The sequence below is a fragment of the Larkinella rosea genome, from assembly GCF_003858635.1.
In the GTDB taxonomy this organism is placed as follows: Bacteria; Bacteroidota; Bacteroidia; order Cytophagales; family Spirosomataceae; genus Larkinella; species Larkinella rosea.
On the sequence record NZ_RQJO01000007.1, the window covers coordinates 2034592 to 2054005 of the forward strand.

The following is a 19414-nucleotide window of genomic DNA, read 5'->3' on the forward strand; positions in this document are numbered from 1 at the left end:
TCATACTTAATAGAATGAGACACAGACAAATCCTAATTACAACTTTATTTCTCCTTCAACTGGCCGCTGTGTCGTTCGCCCAATACACCATTCGCGATCCGAAAGCGATTCCCCTGAACGGGGAATGGGTGTTTGCGATGGACCCGAACGACGTGGGCGAAACCGGCAAGTGGTACCGGGAAGATGCGCCACTCAATCGCTGGAACAAAGTGACCGTGCCGCATTGCTTTTCGGTCGATCCGCGCTACCAGTTTTATACCGGAACCGCCTGGTACCGCCGGACATTTCCGTGGCAACCCACCACCGGCAAGCGGGTGCTACTCCATTTCGATGCCTCGTACTACGAAACCGATGTCTGGATCAATAACCGCAAAGTCGGGACGCACGAAGGGGGTTATACGCCTTTCCATTTCGACGTCACGGATTTCCTGAAAGCCGGTACGAATACCATTGCGGTTTCGGTCAACAACAACACCTGGCGACACGGTACCATCCCCGGCTCGAAAGACTACAACGAACCCAACGATCCGTTTCCGGGCTGGATTAACTACGGCGGCTTGATCCGTCCGGTTTACCTGACTGCCGAACCGGAAGTCTATACCGAAAACGTAAAAATTGAAGCCATTCCCGACCTCGCCAAAGGTACATCAACGCTCACAATCCGGACCCGCATCCGGAATGCGGGCGGTCAGGCAGTTTCGCCGAAACTCACCTTCCGGGTTGAACAAAATGGCAGGCTGCTGACACTCAACTGGAAACAGCAGCCGGGCAGCGTAGCTCCGAACCAAACGGCAGTTCTGGTTGCGGAAACCGCGCTAAAACCGGCCGACGTGAAACTCTGGAGCGTCGATCAGCCGACCTTGTACGATGTGCAGGTGGTGGCTGCCAGCGATACGGTTAAAACGCATTTCGGAATTCGGAAAGTGGAAGTTCGGAATGCCCAGTTGCTGCTGAACGGCCAGCCGATCAAGGTTGCGGGTGGAAACCGGGTAGTCGATTATCCTCATTTGGGGTCGCTCGAACCGGATTGGGTGGTTGAAAAAGACCTGCGGCTGATGAAGGAAGCGGGCATGGAATTTCAGCGCCTGACGCACTACACGCCCTCCGAAACCGTCTACGACTGGGCCGACCGCAACGGCATGCTGATCATTACGGAAGCCGGAAACTGGCAGCTGACGCCGAGACAGATGGACAACGACACCATCCGCACCAAGTTCCGCCAGCAGTTCCGCGAGATGGTCGAACGCGACTGGAATCACCCCAGCGTCATCGCCTATAGTGTTGGAAACGAGTACCTTTCCGAACAACCTGCCGGGCAGCGCTGGACCAAAGACATGATTGCCTACGCCCGCGAACTCGATCCAACCCGGTTGTATACGTTCGCATCGATGCGGTTGAACACGCTGCCGAAAAAACCGGAAGACGAAGCCACGCAATATTGTGATTTCGTTTCGACCAACACCTACGGCAACCACGCTAACATCCTGAAACACATCCATTCGCTCTATCCCGACAAACCGATTTTCATCAGTGAATACGGCACCCGGGCGGATGGCAAAGACGGCGAAGCGGGTCAGGTGAGTCACCTGGAGAAATTCCTGAGCGACATCCGGCAACTGCCGTACGTGGTTGGCGCTTCGTGGTGGTCGTACAACGATTACCTTAGTCGGCACGACGGCACCAATCCCGACGGCACTCGCCCCTGGGGGCTGGTTCGGCACGACCGTTCGAAGCGGCCGCTGTATAGCACACACCAAAAAGGGATGGCGCCGGTGACCGTTGAAAAAACCGCCTGGGAATTGGGGCCGGAAGGGGTGCATCAGCTTAAGTTACGGATCACCGCTCGCCAGGATTTCCCGGCCTATACCCTCAAAAATTACCAGCTAAAAACCACCGGGCAAACCCGGACCTTGCCCGATCTGCAACCCGGTCAGAGTGTCGATATTACGCTGCCGGTCAGTGGTTTTGACAAAACACTTACCATCGAACTAACGAAGCCGACTGGCTTTACTATTCTTACGCAAACGATTGATCTGACGAATGATACGCGAACAAGCAACCGATAAACGAGGTCCCAAAACCGTCCGGCACGAGGCTGATCTGATAGTAGTAGGTGGAGGACTTTCCGGTACCTGTTGTGCCGTTACGGCGGCCCGGGCGGGCATCCGCGTCGTGCTGGTGCAGGACCGGCCCGTACTGGGTGGCAACTCTTCCAGCGAAGTCCGGCTGTGGGTGCTGGGTGCCACCTCGCACATGGGGAACAACAACCGCTGGGCGCGCGAAGGCGGTTTCATCGACGAATTATTGCTCGAAAATCTCTACCGGAACCCGGAAGGTAATCCGCTGATTTTTGATACGATTGTGCTGGAAAAAGTGATCAATGAGCCAAATATCAAGCTGTTACTGAACACGGCGGTTTACGCAGTCGAAAAATCCGATGCGGAAACGATCACCGGTTTGAAGGCATTTTGCAGCCAGAACAGCACGGCCTATGAGCTCGTAGCGCCCCTGTTCTGCGATGCATCGGGCGACGGCGTTGTGGCTTTTCAGGCCGGAGCCGCGTTTCGGATGGGCGCCGAGTCGGCGGAGGAGTTCGGGGAGAAATTTGCCCCAACCGCCGAATACGGCGAATTGCTGGGCCATTCGCTGTACTTTTACTCGAAAGATACCGGCAAACCGGTCCGATTCGTACCTCCCTCCTACGCCCTGACGGACATCACCCAGATTCCGCGTTACCGCCGGTTTAATACCAAAGAATTTGGCTGTCAGCTGTGGTGGATCGAGTACGGCGGTCGGCTCGATACCGTGCACGATACCGAAACCATCAAGTGGGAACTCTGGAAAGTGGTCTATGGCGTCTGGAACCACATCAAAAATTCCGGTCAGTTTCCCGAAGCCGAAACGATGACGCTGGAATGGGTTGGTCAAATTCCGGGCAAGCGCGAAAGTCGCCGGTTCGAAGGCGATTACATCCTGAAACAGCAGGACGTGGTCGAACAACGGATGCATCCCGACGCCGTGGCTTTCGGGGGCTGGTCGCTGGATCTGCACCCCGCTGACGGCGTTTTTTCCGAAAAACCGGGTTGTAACCAATGGCATAGCAAGGGCATGTACCAGATTCCGTACCGCTCGTTTTACAGCCGCAACATCAAAAATCTGTTCATTGCCGGTCGGATCATCAGCGCGTCGCACGTGGCGTTTGCCTCTTCGCGGGTCATGGGAACCAGCGCTTACGGCGGACAGGCCGTTGGCATGGCGGCGGCACTCTGTGCGAAAGACGATTTGCTGCCCCGCGACCTGACTGAACCGGCCCGCATGAAAAATTTGCAGCAGGAGCTCTTAAAAACCGGTCAGCATATTCCCGGCCTGCACCTTCACGACACCGCTGATTTGACGCAGAAAGCTACGCTTTCGGCTTCGAGTGAATTGTCACTGAACGAGTTACCGCCCAATGGCCCGCTGTTGCCACTCACTTCCTCAGCGGGTCAGATGCTGCCGTTGCCTGCCGGAAAAGTGCCGGGCCTGACGGTTTGGGTCAGTGCGGATCAGGATACAACGCTGACCGTTGAATTGCGCCGGAGTAGTAAACCGGACAATCACACGCCGGATGTAACGCTCCAGACGCTCAGCGTGCCGGTCAAAAAAGGCAAGCAGGAATTGGAATTGAACGTTGAGGCAACGCTGGAGGAACCGGGGTATGTTTTTGTGCTTTTCCTGAAAAACGAACACCTCAGACTGCAATACAGCGCCCTGCGCGCAACCGGAATCCTGTCGGTTTTTAACAAGGTCAACGCGGCCGTTTCCAATTTTGGCAAACAGGAACCAACGGAAGACATCGGCGTGGATGCCTTTGAATTCTGGACACCCGAACGCCGTCCGAAAGGCCAGAATATTGCGATGAAAATCGAATCCGGCATTGCACTTTTCGGGGTCGAAAACCTGCGCAACGGGATTCAACGACCGACGAATCAGCCGAATGCCTACGTGGCGAATCCGGCCGATCCGAATCCAACGATTACGGTAAGCTGGCCGGAAACGCAGACGATTGGCCGGGTTGAATTGTTTTTCGATGGCGACTTCGACCACCCGCTCGAAACCGTGATCATGACGCACCCGGAGACGGAAGTGCCGTTTTGCGTTCGTGAATACATTCTCTGCAACGACCGCAAAGAGCGCGTTTTTCACCAAATCGATAACCACCAGACCCGCAATACCGTTCGCTTCGACCAGGCGATTGAAACCCGCAGCCTGACGATTCACCTGAAAGCCATGAACGGCCCGGTTCCGGCGGCTTTGCTGGAAATACGTTGTTATTCCAACTAGAAATACAGCGACCAACCGGTTTTATTCCCACCCGAAGTCAACGGGTGGGAATAACTGTTTATAATTCAGGTAAAAGGAAAAAGAAATTAGTCGTTTTCATAACTAATCTTGCCAGACTTGCGTTATACCAGGTATAAACCGCTGCTTCACCATCATCGATTTTGGCCTTCTGACAGAAATTGGTTGTCAGGTTCCCATTCTTCCATTTTGTAAAGCGCTGAATTTCAGAGTAAGTTGCTGGTTACCGGGCCGGTCTGATCATGCACAACTGCCTACCATTTTTTGACCGCTCATTCACCATTAAACAATTGGAGAAAATGACACGTTTGATTAATTCGCTCAAAGAAAAGTTAAAGGCACTCGGAAATAGCTTATTTGGCTGGAATCAGGAACCGGCGCCCGTGTATCAACCAATTCCGCTGCCTCAGTCAACGCCTAAATTTCCTCGTAAGAAATAATAACGATTTAGGGAATCCGTCGGAAATATCCGGATAGCGTTAACCTCCGCATCCAGACAACCGGGAGCCGTCAGGTAAGGTCTTTCTGCGCTATGAACCGCTCAAGACTACCTGAAGCCTGCTATACATTGAAAGTCAAATCAGAATTGCAAAATGAGCCAATCATTCCTGCAGTTTTGCTTTGACTTTTTTGTTTATAATCATTATTTAACTTGTTCTCGATAAAATTACATTACTCGATTATTATAAAAAACATATTATTTTTAATTATTTCAACCAAGACAAATTTGACTTACTGGTTTTTAAGGAGTTAAAAATCGCATTGATTTTATCTATATCCAATCAATAAATCGGATTTACATCCCAGCCCGTTTTTTTGCATTTTTGTACAGAATTTAGAAACTACAACCTGTACAAATAAATCCAATCCATGAAAAATCAAATTGTTTCTGTTGGTTCCGTATTTCCTGATTTCAAAAAACTGGCCGTAGTATCGCTGGAAAAAGGCAATGAGTTTTATGAAATATCGTCGGACGATCACAAGAATGCCGGTAAATGGCTGGTGATGTTCTGGTGGCCGAAAGACTTTACGTTTGTGTGCCCGACCGAAATCGCCGAATTCAACAACAAGTTCGAAGATTTCGCCGATCGTGATACGATTGTCATTGGCGCTTCCACCGACAGCGAATTTGTGCACCTGGCCTGGCGCAAAAACCACGACGACCTGCGTGGGCTCAAATTCCCGATGCTGGCGGACACCTCAAAATCACTGGCCGAAGAACTGGGCATTCTGGAAGCCAACGAAAAAATCGCTTACCGCGTTACGTACATCGTTGATCCTCAAGGCATTGTTCGCTGGGTATCGGTTAACGACCTGTCGGTAGGCCGGAACGTCAATGAAGTGATCCGCGTTCTGGACGCCCTCCAAACCGACGAGCTTTGCCCCTGCAACTGGGTGAAAGGCGAAGAAACACTTAACGCATAATTTCAATTTGCGATTGTGTGAATGAGCGATTGTGTGAGTAAAGAAGCGTAATCTTCGATCAATTCACTCAATTGCTCATTTACTTAATCACTCAACACATATGACGACTACCGTTCAAAACGAAACCGTACTATCGCTGCTGACCAATCTGGGGTTGGACACATCGGCCAGTTATCCCGCGTTGGAGACGCTCGGACAGGTTGACCACCGGTACCTGCGCGACCTGAAAATCAATGTGGGTAATGTGCTGAACAGCAGCCAGAATCTATCAAAAAAGCACGCTTATTTGTTGGCTTTGTCAGTAGCGGCCAACGAAAAACACCAGCCACTGATCGACAGTTTTTCCAACATTGCCCGTCAGGAAGGTGCAACGGATGCCGAAATTGCCGAAACGCTGGCCTGCACCTCGCTGTTGAGCACCAATAATATCTTTTATCGTTTCCGGCATTTCACCGGCAAGGAGTATTACCAGCAAACCCAGCCGGGCATTCGGATGAGCATCATGATGAACCCGGTTTTGGGAAAAGAATTTTTCGAACTGGTGAGCCTCGCGGTTTCCGCCGTGAATGGCTGCGAATTGTGCGTCCGTTCTCACGAGGAAAGTGTCCTGAAACACGGTGCCAGTGAAGCACGGGTGTTCGATGCCATTCGGCTGGCGTCCGTCATTAAAGGACTAATTACTGTCCTGTAAAAGTACTTAGTAGCGGTTCATCAATAAAAATATACACTTCATCGACAAACCTGCGGGGCTTTCGTGCATCGCAGGTTTTTTTTGTTTGCCAAATAATAAAACAAGTAACTTCCATCACCGCTTTCCAATTCCTTTTCAATAAGTTTACAGGGAATAATACCTAATCCCACTACAAAGACTATAGCATGAAAAAAATCGTACGAATTTTGCTGATTTTTCTGGGTGTCGTTGTACTGCTGGCGGCCGGAGGAATCGGTTACCTCAAGATGGCGCTGCCCAATGTCGGACCAGCTCCCGAATTGACCATTAAGACCGACTCGGCCCAGGTTGCTCGCGGGCAATACCTGGCCAATCACGTTGCGGTTTGCGTCGACTGCCACTCGGAACGCAACTGGGCGCTCCCCAGCGGGCCGATTATTCCCGGCACTGAAGGAAAAGGCGGTGAAGCCTTTACGCGCGAAATGGGCTTTCCGGGAAGCTATTACGCCCGAAACATTACACCCGCCCACCTGAGCGGCTGGAGCGACGGCGAAATTTACCGCGCAATCACGACCGGGGTTAGCAAAGACGGTCATCCGTTGTTTCCGGTGATGCCGTATCTGAACTTCGGTCAGACGGACCCCGACGATATCAAGGCGATCATTGCGTACCTGCGAACCCTGAAACCGATCGAGAACAAGTCGATTCCGAACCCCGAATCGGATTTTCCGATGAGTCTGATCATCAACACCATCCCGACAAAAACCGAAGGAGTAAAACGCCCGGAGCCAGCCGACTCCGTTGCGTACGGCAAATATCTGGTGACCTTTGCCAGCTGTGGCGAATGCCACACGCCCGTCGACGACAAAGGGCAGCACCTGGCCGGTCTGGAGTTTGCCGGTGGTCGCGGGTTTCCGATGCCTACCGGAACGGTTCGCTCGTTGAATATAACCCCGGACCCAGAAACCGGCATTGGTTCCTGGACCAAACAAGCTTTTATTGATCGGTTTAAAGCCGCCATTCAGCCGAATTTCAAACACCCGGCGACGCTCGAACACGCGGAATTCAATACCATTATGCCCTGGACCATGTACGGCGGAATGAGCGAGCAGGATCTGAGTGCCATTTTTGCGTATTTGAAAACGGTAAAACCAGTAAAAAATGCGGTTGTGAAATTCACGCCGAAAGGAAAAGAAGTCGCATCCCGCTAATCAAATCACTCTGTGAAGGCCCGTCCACAGGCGGGCCTTTGCCATTTCCAACCATCGGTTTTCCGGTTTCAGCCTTCCATCGTCCGGTTTTAAGTTATCGGTTCGGTTCTTCTCACTGCCGTTCAATCAAATAGTTAGTGAATTTCCCGGGAAAAACCCGACTATTGCGGGTGTTTACAGCACCTGAACCGATGATCTACTCAATTGCACTTCTGGACGACCATCAGGTTGTACTTGAAAGCTTTGCGAATCTGCTCGCAACGTTTGACCGCGTCCGTGTAGTTGGGACAGCCAATGACCGTGCATCCTTGCTCGACATCCTGGATCATAACCCGGTTGATGTGCTGATAAGCGACCTCATCATGCCTTCGCTGAACAGTACGGAACTCATTCCCGTATTGAAAAGCCGGTACAAGAATCTGGCGGTGCTGGTGCTGTCCGGCTCCTACGACCCCGCCCTGGTCCGGCAGGTCATGCAGGCAGGCGCTAATGGGTACATGACCAAAACCGCCGATAAATCCGAGCTTTTTGACGCCATTCTGGCCGTTGCGGCCGGTCGTCGACACATCGACAGCCGGGTGTTTTCGATGGAAGAAACCATATCGAAACCGGTGGAAAGCAATCCATTGTCGGAGCGTGAATCCCAGATTGCCAGCCTGATTCTGGACGAATTGTCGAGCACGGAAATTGCCGATCGCCTGTTTATTTCGTTTAACACCGTGGAAACCCACCGCAAGCGGATTTACCAGAAACTGGGCGTAACAACCGCGCTGGGCCTGATGAAGTTCTGGCTGAAGCGGGGTACCATCAAATAAGGTACTGGCCTCTTTCACCCTGCTTTTGCTTTCCTACCAGATCCTGGTCAAAACCGCCATCCAATTCCGCTACCGGAGTCCCGATTTACCTGGTCATCCTGCACCGTATTCGGATTCTCTTTCCCAAAACAATACGGCTTCATGAAGCGCCAAAACGGCGTTTAGCGCCGGAAAACCGACTGCTTTTCGTAAAAATCACCGAATTCAGTGACACGAAATCACCTGATTCAGTGATTTTTATTCCTGGAAGAAACCGGAAATTTGCAGCAGTAAATAACACATACACACCATACTTAAATACCATTGACGTTTTGAAAGCACGTAGTTTAGCCGCCGTATCCGTTACCGCCACGGTTTTACTGGCTTTGCCCCTGATACCCCATTCCCCACTTACAGACGACACTGCCTTTTTGTCAACATTCTACGGGGCCCAACCTCCGACCATTGTCATTCAGCAGTGCGACTGGTTCTCTCAAATTGATCGCGAACCGTTCCCACGGTTGAACCAGGAAAACCTGTCCGACATCCGGGTTGCGCAGACCCCAACGTCTTCACTGAACACCGCCGTTTTCCGCGACCTGTGGCTGATAGCCCGTTTGTATCCGGTTTACCAGACCGGGGCAACGATTTCCTGGTTGTTTATGCTCTGATGCCTGTTGAACCCACCCCATCTGACTTTGGTCTATTACCTATGAAGACTGTGATTATCTCGCTTTTCACCATTTTATGTGCATTAACCTGGCTCGGATTCGGCCAGATTGATCTTTCCGATCCGGACCAGGACGACATCACCTGGGATGAGATTGATGATGATTTGTGGCCTTAGTAACCACTTACTACCTTTAGTAAATATAACATCTTCAATTTATGATTGACTTATACAAAGTTAAAGCGGTCCTTCCCGGGCTAGTCTGTTTTTCCCTGCTCATAACGGGCGTGATGGCACAGGGAGTCCAGGGACGCATCACAAACGGAGCTTCGGGCGCGGCTATCCCGGGTGTCAGCATTGTGGTTTCGAATTCAACAACGGGTACCACCACAGACGAGAATGGTGCATATTCGTTGCCTTTGAGTGCGGGATCGCATACACTCCGGTTCAGCTCGCTGGGCTTCGAAACCCGTAGCGTTTCGGTTCAGACCACCAACGAAAAACCGGTTGTGCTGGATGTAAGTATGCATGAATCCTCGTCCAGTCTGGACGAGGTAGTCGTGGTGGGTTCCCGGTCCCAAACCGCCCGTACCAACATCCAGACGCCCGTACCGGTCGACGTAATCGGAACAAAAGAGCTGAAAGCATTTGCGCAAACCGACATTTCACAGATTCTGAATTACGCAGCTCCTTCGTTTAACTCCAACCGGCAAACGGTTGCCGACGGAACGGACCATATCGATCCGATATCGTTACGCGGGCTTGGCCCCGACCAGGTATTGGTGCTGGTCAACGGCAAACGCCGGCATACAACGGCACTGGTCAACATCAACGGCACGTTCGGGCGCGGAACCGTCGGAACAGACCTGAACACCATTCCGGCTGCGGCCATCGAACGCATCGAGGTGTTGCGCGATGGCGCTGCGGCCCAATATGGCTCCGACGCCATTGCCGGGGTGATCAACCTTGTTTTGAAAAAAGAAACACCCTGGACGGCCAGTCTGCTCTACGGGCAACACGCATCGAACACGCTGGGACGTTCCTTTGCCGACGGCCAGACTACCCAGTTTGATCTGAACAAAGGGTACAAAGTTGGAAGCCGGGGGTATATCAACATCGGGGCGCAATACCTCAATCGGGGTGCCACCAACCGCGGTGGCATCGACACCCGGCCCCTGCTGTACAGCGGTTTGCCAACGCGGGGAGCGAATGAGTCAGAGTCCGATTTTGTAAACCGCTACCGGGTGCTGAAAACCGACGACGACGCCAAAGCACAGGCGGCAGGCCTGGATCGGAACAACATGCTGGTCGGCAATTCGGCCATTCGGAATCTGGGCGTGCTGGCCAACGGCGCATTCGGGATTGGCAAAACCGCCGAGATGTATTTTCAGACCGGTTTTACCGACAAGCAGGGCAAAGCGGCTGGTTTTTACCGGATTCCGTCGCAAAGTACCCAAATTGACCTGTCGATTTATCCAAACGGTTTTTTGCCAACCATCAATACGCGTGTGCAGGATGTTTCCTTTTCCGCCGGGGTTCGGGGGCAAGTGGGTGGCTGGCAGTTCGACCTGAGTAACACGTTTGGTCAAAACCGCATTCGTTTCGATATTACCAACACCGTCAATGCGTCGTTGCCCACCGGCACCAGTCCAACCGGGTTTTATGCCGGAACGCTGCGGTTTGCCCAGAACACGGTCAATGCCGATGCCAGCAAACGGCACGAACTGAGCGGAGTAATAACGGCCCTGAACACGGCTTTCGGTGCCGAATTCCGAATGGATTCGTACGAGATCCAGGCCGGGGAAGAGTTGTCTTATTCGTTCGGGCAACCGTCCAAAAACATTGAAGGTCGCAAAATCGGCACGTCGTTTACGGCCGCCGGAGCGCAGGTGTTTCCCGGTTTCAAACCGTCGAATGCCTTGTCCAAATCTCGCACCAACACAGGTGTTTATGCCGATTTTGAAGCCGAATTTGGGCCCCGCTTGCTGCTGGGAGCGGCCGGGCGTTACGAAAATTACAGCGATTTTGGCGGTAATTTTTCCTACAAAGCTACGGGTCGTTACACGCTTTTCCGGGACATTTCCGTGCGGGGCGCATTGGCGACCGGTTTTCGGGCTCCGTCGTTACACCAGCGCTTCCTCAACAACGAAAGCACCCAGTTTGTCAACAACGTCCCGCGCCAGATTTTGACGGTTAATAACGACAACAGCGTGGTGCGGCAGTTCGGCGTTGGTTCGTTAAAACCGGAATTGACGAAGACCTACAGCCTTGGTTTGGTGGGGAAATTAGGGAAGGGCGTTACATTTTCGGTCGATGCGTACAAAATTCTCATCAAAGACCGGATTGTTTTCTCCAGCCAGTTTGTGCGGGAAGCCGATCCTTCCGGTATTGTCAACACCATTTTAAATACCGTTGACCCGAACCAGCAAATCAACAGCGTTCAATTTTTTACCAATGCCATTTCGACCCGCACCCTGGGGCTGGACGTTGTGCTGACCGATCGCATCCGAATCGAAAAAAACAGCCTGACGCTGACGGCTGCGGCAAATTTCAACAATACGAAGGTAACTCAAATCAAAGGGTCTGATCAAATTGAAAAGAATGCCGATCTGTACGCCAAATTGTTCGACCGAACGGAAAAATCGCGGTTTGAGTCGTCAGTGCCGCGCAGCAAAATTAACCTGAGTGCCACTTATACCGCGGGAAGATGGGATTTTCTGCTGCGTACCGTGCGGTTTGGGAAAGTAACGTTTATCAGTACGACGGACCCATTCAACAACGATGGGACACCCCGGATGGTAGACGGCGTCCCGTATCCGACGGCCAATGACCAGACGTTTTCGGCCAAATGGATAACGGACATCACGGTTACTTACCGGTTTTTGAAAACCGTCTCGGCGAGTATTGGTGCCACCAATCTATTTGATGTATACCCCGACCAGGCTTACATCAACCCCCGCAATAATGCAACCAATCTGTCGGGCGATCCCACCACCCGGTATTCCGGCAACCTTGACAACACCTCGAACGGGCGGTTTTTGTACAGTCGGGCGGTTACCCAGTTTGGGTTTAATGGGCGATTTTTGTTCGGCCGGGTAAACGTCAGTTTTTGAAGAATTTTAGTGCCATTGACCGGCATCCACCGTAACGGGTTGCCGGTCATCAAAGAAAAGCGGAGTCCAGAAACCGCTCAAAAAACGGGGCGCAACCGAAAAGCCTGATGAGTAGGAAACCATACATAAACAACAAAAAACCATGCCAAAGTACGTAATTGAACGAGAAATCCCCGGAGCCGGTAACTTGACTGCCGACCAGTTGAAAGGTATTTCGCAAACTTCCTGTGGGGTTCTCGATAAAATGGGACCACAAATTCAGTGGGTTCAAAGCTATGTCACGACCGATAAAATCTATTGTGTTTACAACGCTCCGAACGAAGAGATGATCTACGAACACGCCCGGCAAGGCGGTTTTCCGGCCAACTCGGTCAGTAAAGTTTCCACGATTATCGACCCGACTACTGCCGAATAAGTTCTTTGATCAGTAGTTGTGTAAATTGCCGAATGAAATCGGAAGAACTAAGAAGTCTGCAAGCTCCGCTGAAGGATCAGTACCGGGAACAACCGGAATCCGCTCTGATTACGCTGAAGGCCGAAGGGCGGCTGGGCGAAGGCATTTCCTGCAAAGTAGAAACCGGCCGGGCAATAGCGGAGGCCGGTTTGCATCCGGCAACGGGCGGCAACGGTTTGCTGGTTTGCTCGGGCGACATGCTGCTGGAAGCCCTGGTGGCCTGCGCCGGAGTAACCTTAGTAGCCGTCGCAACGGCCATTGGTGTCGAATTAAAAGGCGGAAGAATACGGGCCGAAGGTGACCTGGATTTCCGTGGAACGCTGGGCGTTGCAAAAGATGCGCCGGTTGGCTTTAAAAATATCCGCCTTTTTTTCGTGCTGGATACGAATGCGACGGAAGAACAGTTGCAATCTTTGGCGAAGCTGACCGAGCGGTATTGCGTCGTTTACCAGACATTGACCCGGGGCGTTTCCGTAGAAACTTCGTTTGACAGGCAATAAAGCACAGTGAACAGAAATTCATTTCAATGGCTTAGATGTGGGCCGTGAAATGAAAGGGGCCCGTCGTCTGGCGGGCCTTTTCTATTCCTGGTCTTCCTGAAGATCAACGCCGAGGTAAATCTCGCTCATCGGGATTTCCGCATCGACGGATTCCAGTCGGACAGTTTGTGATAGTTTCCAATACGATGCAATCCGCCAGAGATCATCGTCTACTTTCGTAAATACATCGACCAAAATCTGATTTGGGATAATTTGAACGTATTGGCGAAACGACGGTATTGGGCGGTATAACCTGAATTTCGCGCGTTTATCAAACCCTTTCGTTGATGGGGAGAAAACCTCAATAATCACAACCGGGTTGGTTGCCGCATTCTTATGCATTTCACCCGTCTGTACTGGACCACAGATAATGCTGGCAGCGGGATAAACATATTGATTCTGAGAAATGGCAAGTGCCAGATCGGAATTATAAATTCGACCCGGTTTACCTTTCAGGTTATTCCCTAATTCGCGGGTTGTATTTGTGGCAATCAGGCTATGCTCCGGAGTTCCTCCCGCCATACCATAGATCTGGCCACCAACGTATTCGTATTTACTGTCCGATTCCTGAACCAGCGCAATGTACTCCTCGACCGTATAGCGAATTTTCTCGGCGATTGGCTCCATGAGGTATTCGGTTCTGAAGCGAGTAAGTTACAGAAAAGTCGTCAATAAGCCGCCCGTTTCACCAGATCGACCAGCGTTTCGATCCAGATCGGGCTGTCGTTCAGGCTCTCGACCAGTTGCCAGTGTTCTCCGCCGTTTTTCTCGAAGAGCTCCTTGTATTCTACGCCGACTTCAATGATCGTTTCCAGACAGTCGGCCACAAAAGCCGGTGAAAACGCCAGCACCCGTTTGGCTCCTTTCTGCACCAGTTGCGGAATTACTTCGTCGGTATACGGTTTTATCCAGGGATTCTTGCCCAGCCGCGACTGAAAGGAAGTCGTGTATTTTCCCTCCGGAATACCCAGTTCACTCACCAGCCGCCGGGTGGTGTCGAAACACTGCGCACGGTAACAGTACTGATTCATGGCGTGCATCGACTGACAACAATCGCCGAATTTGCACACCTGACCGGTTACGTCGCCTTTCAAAATCTGACGTTCGGGCAAACCGTGGTAGCTAAACAGAAAATGGTCGTATTCCTGCTGTGCCATGTATTTACGACCCAGCCGAACAAACCCTTCGATAAATTTGGGATGGTCTGAAAACCGGTTGGTGAACGAAATCTTTGGAATGACCTGCCATTTCCCCACAATTTCCATCACTTTTTCATACACCGAACCCGTGCTGGCCGACGCATATTGCGGAAAAAACGGAATAACAATGATTTCCGTCAAACCAAGTTGCTGAAACGCCGTAAGCCCCGCTTCGATGCTCGGATTCTGATACCGCATCGCCAGCCTCACCACATAATCCTCGCCCAGCGCAGTTTGCAGCTCGCGTTCTACGACCTCACCATAATACTTTAAAGGTGAGCCATTTACCGTCCAGACATCCTTATAGACTTTTGCGGATTTGGGAGCCCGAAAGGGTGCAATAATACCGTTCACCAGAAAGGTTCGGGAAACAACCGGAATGTCGATCACCCGGCCATCCATCAGAAACTCACGCAGGTAATTCCGCACGTCCGGCACCGACGGGCTATCGGGCGTACCCAGATTCACAATCAGAACACCGGTTTTTCCGGGTTGTTTCTGCGCGGTTACGGTTTGTTGCAAAACGGGTATCTCCATACCGGGTACTTCTTAAATGAATAGCTGAAATAACAGGTCAAAATTACAACCTTATCGGTATCAACTCAATCAATATGTTTTATTTTTACATCGAAATTATTGATAATCATTCAAACCACCTCAACCGGTTATTACCATCCAGCCATTTTAGCCATTTAAAAATGACCCTTTCCCAATTAGAATACATTGTTGCCGTTGATACGCACCGCCATTTTGCCACGGCTGCCGATCATTGCCACGTCACGCAGCCGACCTTAAGCATGCAGATTCAGAAGCTGGAAGATGAATTAGGGGTGTTGTTATTTGATCGGTCGAAACAGCCGGTGGTTCCGACGGAAACCGGTCAACTCATTCTGAATCAGGCGCGGGATGTGCTGCGAACCGCCCGACGAATTCCGGAAATTGTCAAAGAATCAAAAGAAGATTTTAGCGGTGAACTTCGGTTGGGCATCATACCGACCCTGGCACCGTACCTGCTGCCGTATTTCATCGGTCAGTTTATCGATCGTTATCCCGCCGTAACCGTCCAGATTCAGGAAATGATGACGGAACAGGTGTTGGAACGACTGAAAAACGGGCAGATCGACGTTGGTATTGTTGTCACGCCATTGGACGAAAACGGACTGTTGGAAATCCCGCTGTTTTACGAACCGTTCGTCGTGTATGCCGCCGACTCCCACCCGTTATTTCAAAAAACCGCTATTTCGGCAACGGATTTAAAAACGGACGGTTTGTGGTTATTAACCGAAGGGCATTGCTTTCGAAATCAGGTAGTTAGCCTGTGTGGAACAGACAAAAGGCAGAACGGGAGCCAACCGCTCCGCTACGAAACCGGATCGCTCGAAACGCTCATCAAGCTGATTGATAAACAGGATGGTTTTACGCTCCTCCCCCAGCTCGCAACGGTTGATATGGACACTACCCGAAAGGCCCGCACCCGGCCCTTCGAGGCTCCACAGCCGGTGCGGGAAGTCAGTCTGGTGATGCACCGCAGTTTTCTGAAGCGGAAACTGATCGATGCCCTGAAGCAGGAAATTATCAATCACCTGCCCGTTGAACTGACTACGAAGAAAAAGAATACCGTTATCGGTATTTAACGCCGTCCAAAACGACGCCGGTTTGAGCCCCGGAATGCATTCTCACTCCGGTTTCCGGTGGCTCCACTGTTCGTTTGGGGTCTTGCCGCAGATGCAGTTCCCGTCGAAGCAATTGCGGTTTCCATCGGATACGGATGGTTATCAATCACCGGAATAGTTTTGGAAATCAACTTATTGATATCCCGCAGGTATTCTTTTTCTTCCGAATCACAGAACGACAGCGCAATCCCGTTGTTGCCCGCCCGTCCGGTCCGGCCAATGCGGTGAACGTACGTTTCCGGAATATTCGGTAATTCGTAATTGATCACGTGCGAAAGCTCTTCCACATCGATTCCGCGCGCGGCAATATCCGTTGCGACCAAAACCCGCGTTTGACGACTTTTGAAATTTGACAAAGCGCGTTGACGGGCATTTTGTGACTTATTCCCGTGAATGGCTTCTGCCGGAATACCGGCTTTCAGCAAGTCTTTGGCGACTTTGTCGGCACCGTGTTTCGTTCTGGCAAAAACCAGCGCCGAAGCGATCGCTTTATCATTCAAAAGATGAATCAATAAACGTTTTTTATCGACTTTGTCCACAAAATAAACCGCCTGTTTGACCGTCTCCGCCGTCGAAGAAATGGGGGTTACTTCCACCCGAACCGGTTTTCGCAGAATCGTATCTGCCAGTTTGGAAACTTCCGGCGGCATGGTTGCGGAGAAAAACAGCGACTGCCGTTGCGAAGGCAGTTTGGCAATTACTTTTTTGACATCGTGGATAAATCCCATATCCAGCATCCGGTCGGCTTCATCGAGCACAAACAGTTCGATGTTTTGCAAATGGACAAACCGCTGGTTCATCAGATCCAGTAACCGACCCGGTGTAGCGATCATAATATCGACACCCGCTTTCAGGGCCAGTGTTTGCGAATGCTGCGGGACGCCCCCAAAAATAACCGTATGACGAAGATTAAGGAATTTTCCGTAAGCCGAAAAGCTTTCGCCAATCTGAATGGCTAATTCACGTGTCGGCGTTAAAATCAGGGCTTTAATGGGGCGGGGACCGCGATCCGACAATTTTTGTTCACTCAGAATCTGGAGAATGGGAATGGCAAAAGCAGCGGTTTTTCCCGTACCGGTCTGGGCGCATCCCAGCAAATCCTTCCGTTCCAGTAAAATGGGAATGGCCTGTTCCTGTATAGGTGTTGGAGTTGTATAACCTTCGGCACTCAGAGCCTTCAGAATTGGCTCAATGAGCGATAATTTGGTAAAAGACATGTGTTGAATTTAGGTACTTACATTCGTACAACCCGTTCAGGACAAATAAAGTGCCATTGCTGTTTATTCCGCAGCCCGATGTTCCGTGTTCTTCAACATATCGCGGACTTCCATTAACGCAAAACCCAACAAATTCCGCCCCGGCCATTTGACTGGATTTTCCCGATTGGGATGATCAGCCGCCAATCCAATTCCCCAAATGGCGTCAACGGGACTGGCTTCCACCAGAATGCGTTCGCCAGTTTGAATAAGGAAGCTTTTTAAAGACTGATTCTGGGCGAATTTGTAGAAATTGCCCTTTCTGACTATGTCATAACACTGGCCGGTCCAGCTTGCCGCATCGAAATTCCGCACCTGCCTTCCCCATTTCTTCGCTTCACCGGGCGATTTGCAGCGAAGGATTTCCTTTAATACGGCTTCGTCGCCGAACAGCCGGGCTTTTTCAGCCATCATCCAATGTTCGGCTGTTTTATAAACAACGTTCTCAACGGTAAATGGAGCTCCCCACCACTGACTGAAGCAACTTTCACCAATCTGTCCATCCTTTCGGGGCTGATGTCCCCAGAAAAATAGATACTTTAATCGGACTTCTTCGTCCAACCGGTTAATCAGCCAGGGCAAACTGTATTTCATTGGATTTCACAGAAATCAATAACTGCTTTCAAGGTCAATAAATGCCAAAGAGTTTAGTTTTCTAATTGACGCAAATCGACATCTTTTAAAAGTTCCTTCATTGAATCATATTTCATCTGAAAGGCTTCATCAGCGGTTTTGTAAACCGTATCTTTTCCGTCCTGAATCTTTTGATTTGCGTTCTCAGCAAATAATTCTTTTCCAATTCTGTTAACTTCTTCTCTAAAATCATCAAAATCTTCCCGAGACCAATCATTCCATGAGCCAGCCATATCTAAGATTTTCTGATAGTTTTCGTCTTTTATGGTCATAGCTATTCGTTTTGATGAAATGTCTGTTTATTGAATCAGTTATTTTCATTAGTGGAAAATACTCTCACACCATCAACAACCGCCAGACGCCGGAAATCAGCAGCAGGATCAGGCCGACCGGCGTCAGGACCTTCCAGCACAGAAACATCATCTGATCGACCCGGACTCGGGGCAGCGTCCAGCGAACCCACATCTGCACCAGAACCGCAAGCATCGCTTTCGAGAACAACCAGAACACGCCGGTAATATTGCCCCAGACCGTGCCAGGCAAACCGCTCGTCCAGTCGGCCAGCCGAACGGGGCCGAGATTTGGCAGGGGCGTGTTCCAGCTTCCGAGAAACAAAATCGCGCCCAGAAACGAAACGAGCAGCATCATGGCGTATTCAGACAACATCAGCAACGCAAATCGCATGCCGCTGTATTCGGTGTTGTAACCACCCACCAGTTCAGATTCGCCTTCGGGCAAGTCGAAGGGCGCGCGGTTGCTTTCGGCCAGCGTCGTGATGAAGAAAATGACGTACGCAACCAGTAGAAACGGATTGCGCAGAATGTTCCAGCTAAAAATACCGCCCCAGTTCGTCACATCGACGCCCAATGCTTTCAGGCCGAACAGGTAATTGGTTTCTTCCGCATAAATACCCTGCTGAAAGCTGATGTCCTGCAAATTCAACGTCTGGCAAATCATGACTGCGCAGAGAATCGTCAGGCCGAGCGGGATTTCGTAGGAAACGATCTGAGCGACGGAACGCATCGCCCCGAACAGCGAATACTTGTTGTTGGAGCCCCAGCCCGCCATCAGAATTCCGATCACATCGACGGACACAATCGCCATCAGGTAAAATACGCCGACATTCGTAGCCGAGCCCTGCAAATCGGGTGTCAGGGGCAACACGGCATATCCGGCAAAAACCGACGCAAAAATGACCATCGGGGCCAGCAGAAACAGCCGACGGTCGGCGGCTTTGGGCACAATATCTTCTTTTTGCAGCAGTTTCAGTAAATCCGCAATCAGTTGCAGCAAACCGAATTTCCCGACTTCCATCGGCCCCAGGCGATCCTGAATAAAGGCCGAAACCTTGCGTTCGAGGTAAACGCCAACCACCACAAAACTGACTGAAATGCCTAAAAAGATCGGAAGTGCGAGCATATTTGTACCTACGGGTC

Annotated in this window: 17 protein-coding genes; 11 read left to right on the plus strand and 6 right to left on the minus strand. The window is 51.0% G+C overall.

Annotated elements, in window-relative coordinates; all coding sequences use genetic code 11:
• The first annotated feature begins 14 nt into the window (after positions 1 to 14).
• The 10 genes from EHT25_RS08390 (at position 15) to EHT25_RS08435 (ending at position 13178) form a co-directional block, all read left to right on the plus strand.
• Positions 15 to 2066 (plus strand): glycoside hydrolase family 2 protein, encoded by a 2052-nt coding sequence (locus EHT25_RS08390; protein WP_124873204.1) that lies wholly within the window; start codon positions 15 to 17, stop codon positions 2064 to 2066.
• Entirely contained in the window at positions 2041 to 4323 is a 2283-nt protein-coding gene (locus EHT25_RS08395; protein ID WP_124873205.1) for an FAD-dependent oxidoreductase, read from the plus strand. The genes EHT25_RS08390 and EHT25_RS08395 overlap by 26 nt, the downstream gene beginning before the upstream one ends.
• An 888-nt stretch (positions 4324 to 5211) precedes the next feature.
• Positions 5212 to 5766, plus strand: a complete 555-nt coding sequence (locus EHT25_RS08400; RefSeq protein ID WP_124873206.1) for a peroxiredoxin — start codon at positions 5212 to 5214, stop codon at positions 5764 to 5766.
• A gap of 100 nt (positions 5767 to 5866) precedes the next feature.
• Positions 5867 to 6457, plus strand: a complete 591-nt coding sequence (locus EHT25_RS08405) for a carboxymuconolactone decarboxylase family protein (RefSeq protein ID WP_124873207.1) — start codon at positions 5867 to 5869, stop codon at positions 6455 to 6457.
• Positions 6458 to 6642: 185 nt separating this feature from the next.
• On the plus strand, positions 6643 to 7647 hold the full coding sequence (locus tag EHT25_RS08410) for a cytochrome c (RefSeq protein WP_124873208.1): 1005 nt from the start codon (positions 6643 to 6645) through the stop codon (positions 7645 to 7647).
• Between the two features lie 191 nt (positions 7648 to 7838).
• Positions 7839 to 8462, plus strand: coding sequence for a response regulator (locus tag EHT25_RS08415; protein ID WP_124873209.1), 624 nt, complete (start codon positions 7839 to 7841; stop codon positions 8460 to 8462).
• 311 nt (positions 8463 to 8773) lie between these two features.
• On the plus strand, positions 8774 to 9112 hold the full coding sequence (locus EHT25_RS08420; protein ID WP_124873210.1) for a hypothetical protein: 339 nt from the start codon (positions 8774 to 8776) through the stop codon (positions 9110 to 9112).
• Between the two features lie 289 nt (positions 9113 to 9401).
• Complete coding sequence (locus tag EHT25_RS08425; protein WP_185731300.1) at positions 9402 to 12224, plus strand: TonB-dependent receptor; 2823 nt, start codon at positions 9402 to 9404, stop codon at positions 12222 to 12224.
• Between the two features lie 142 nt (positions 12225 to 12366).
• Positions 12367 to 12639 (plus strand): DUF4242 domain-containing protein, encoded by a 273-nt coding sequence (locus EHT25_RS08430; RefSeq protein ID WP_124873213.1) that lies wholly within the window; start codon positions 12367 to 12369, stop codon positions 12637 to 12639.
• A 32-nt stretch (positions 12640 to 12671) separates the two neighbouring features.
• Entirely contained in the window at positions 12672 to 13178 is a 507-nt protein-coding gene (locus EHT25_RS08435; RefSeq protein WP_124873215.1) for an OsmC family protein, read from the plus strand.
• Positions 13179 to 13259: 81 nt separating this feature from the next.
• On the opposite strand, the gene EHT25_RS08440 is transcribed toward EHT25_RS08435, so the two are convergent.
• Both EHT25_RS08440 and hemH read right to left on the minus strand, forming a co-directional pair.
• Positions 13260 to 13844, minus strand: a complete 585-nt coding sequence (locus EHT25_RS08440; protein WP_124873218.1) for a Uma2 family endonuclease — start codon at positions 13842 to 13844, stop codon at positions 13260 to 13262.
• Positions 13845 to 13885: 41 nt separating this feature from the next.
• Entirely contained in the window at positions 13886 to 14953 is a 1068-nt protein-coding gene (hemH, locus tag EHT25_RS08445) for a ferrochelatase (RefSeq protein ID WP_124873220.1), read from the minus strand.
• A 161-nt stretch (positions 14954 to 15114) separates the two neighbouring features.
• Between hemH and EHT25_RS08450 the strand changes: the two genes are divergently transcribed.
• Complete coding sequence (locus EHT25_RS08450; protein WP_124873222.1) at positions 15115 to 16050, plus strand: hydrogen peroxide-inducible genes activator; 936 nt, start codon at positions 15115 to 15117, stop codon at positions 16048 to 16050.
• Here the strand turns inward: EHT25_RS08450 and EHT25_RS08455 are convergent.
• The 4 genes from EHT25_RS08455 to EHT25_RS08470 all read right to left on the minus strand — a co-directional run bounded on the left by EHT25_RS08455 (position 16047) and on the right by EHT25_RS08470 (position 19397).
• Positions 16047 to 17306, minus strand: coding sequence for a DEAD/DEAH box helicase (locus EHT25_RS08455; RefSeq protein WP_124873224.1), 1260 nt, complete (start codon positions 17304 to 17306; stop codon positions 16047 to 16049). The genes EHT25_RS08450 and EHT25_RS08455 overlap by 4 nt on opposite strands.
• Positions 17307 to 17369: 63 nt before the next feature.
• Positions 17370 to 17939, minus strand: a complete 570-nt coding sequence (gene ybiA / locus EHT25_RS08460; protein ID WP_124873226.1) for a riboflavin biosynthesis intermediates N-glycosidase — start codon at positions 17937 to 17939, stop codon at positions 17370 to 17372.
• Between the two features lie 53 nt (positions 17940 to 17992).
• Positions 17993 to 18250: a hypothetical protein gene (locus EHT25_RS08465; RefSeq protein WP_124873228.1), complete on the minus strand. Its 258-nt coding sequence runs from the start codon at positions 18248 to 18250 to the stop codon at positions 17993 to 17995.
• 64 nt (positions 18251 to 18314) lie between these two features.
• Positions 18315 to 19397 (minus strand): complex I subunit 1/NuoH family protein, encoded by a 1083-nt coding sequence (locus EHT25_RS08470; RefSeq protein ID WP_124873230.1) that lies wholly within the window; start codon positions 19395 to 19397, stop codon positions 18315 to 18317.
• Between the last annotated feature and the right edge of the window lie 17 nt (positions 19398 to 19414).